2 protein-coding genes are annotated in these 1223 nt (G+C 63.9%); one reads left to right on the forward strand and one right to left on the reverse strand.

Features of this window, described 5'->3' with window-relative positions:
• Positions 1-89: 89 nt before the first annotated feature.
• Positions 90-647: a cysteine hydrolase family protein gene (locus ACPEES_RS23470; protein WP_435106944.1), complete on the forward strand. Its 558-nt coding sequence runs from the start codon at positions 90-92 to the stop codon at positions 645-647.
• A gap of 217 nt (positions 648-864) precedes the next feature.
• Here the strand turns inward: ACPEES_RS23470 and ACPEES_RS23475 are convergent.
• The coding region (locus ACPEES_RS23475) for an SDR family oxidoreductase (protein ID WP_435106946.1) at positions 865-1223 on the reverse strand (359 nt) is incomplete at its 5' end.

Genomic DNA, 1223 nt, shown 5'->3' on the forward strand with positions numbered 1-1223 from the left:
CACCACGCTCCTCGCGCCTTGCCACAGCGGCGCACACGGCCACTGAGACCTGACAATATTTCCTGCAAGGTTAGTAACCCACCGGAGGTTTGGCTTGGAAAGAACGGCGCTATTGGTCATCGACGTGCAGAAGGGCCTGGACGAGCCGGGATTGGGATCGCGCAATAATCCCGACGCCGGAAGCGAATATCGCGCGGCTGCTGGCTCACTGGCGAAACCGGGGCCGTCCGGTCGTGCACGTACGCCATTGTTCCACGGAAGCAGATTCCCCGCTTCGCCCGGAGTTACCGGGTAACGCGGTGAAAGACGAAGCACGGCCGCTGCCGGACGAAGCGCAGTTCACCAAATCGGTGAATAGCGCGTTCATCGGTACAGGGCTCGATGAGTATCTTCGGGAACGACGTATCGCTGCCCTGGTGGTCGTCGGCCTGGTCACCGACCATTGCGTTTCCACCTCGGTGCGGATGGCGGCGAACCTGGGATTCAACGTGACGTTGGTTTCTGACGCGACGGCGACGTTCGGGCGGCAGGGCCCGGACGGGGCTTTTTACCCGGCGGAGCAGGTTCACCGGATCAACCTGGCGAGCCTGAATGGTGAGTTTTGCGAGCTTCGGACGACCGAAGAGCTGCTGACGGAAAAAACATAACACTTCAGAACGAGTAGCCGGTCGGCGCTGCGCCGACCCATATCGCATGTGCTTGTCGAGCCGTACTTGGGGCACTAGGCGTCTATTCCTGGCTCGTGAGCACGGTTAGTGGTGCAGATCGTGGCTGATGGTCTTGGGCAGGCGATTCGGTGTTGCCGGGACCGCGCCGAATACGTGGATCGGTCGCCCCAGGCGTCAGCATCGCCGGGGCGGCCCGTCAGCGCAGGCCAAGGGTTGCGCCGCCATCCACCTGGATATCCTGTAGCGTGATGTGGGCGGCCTGCTCGGAGAGCAGGAATGCCACGGCCTCGGCCACGTCCTCCGGCCGGGCCAGGCGGCCCAGCGGGATGCCGAGGCGGTGGCGCGTCAGGTCGCCCGCCACGGCCGCCGCCCCGCCCCGTTCGTCCGTCCACAGAGCCCGCTGCATGGGCGTGTCCGTGGAGCCGGGTGAGACCACGTTGCAGCGGATACCGTACCCGGCCAACTCCAGGCCCAGGCATCCCGAGTTCCACAGTTTGAGGCGATTCGCGGCATTTCTGAGCCTGTAACCGATTGATTTTCCTTTGGTGTATGGGC

Origin of the sequence: Arhodomonas sp. AD133 (genome assembly GCF_051195215.1) — a bacterium.
Lineage (GTDB): Bacteria > Pseudomonadota > Gammaproteobacteria > Nitrococcales > Nitrococcaceae > Arhodomonas.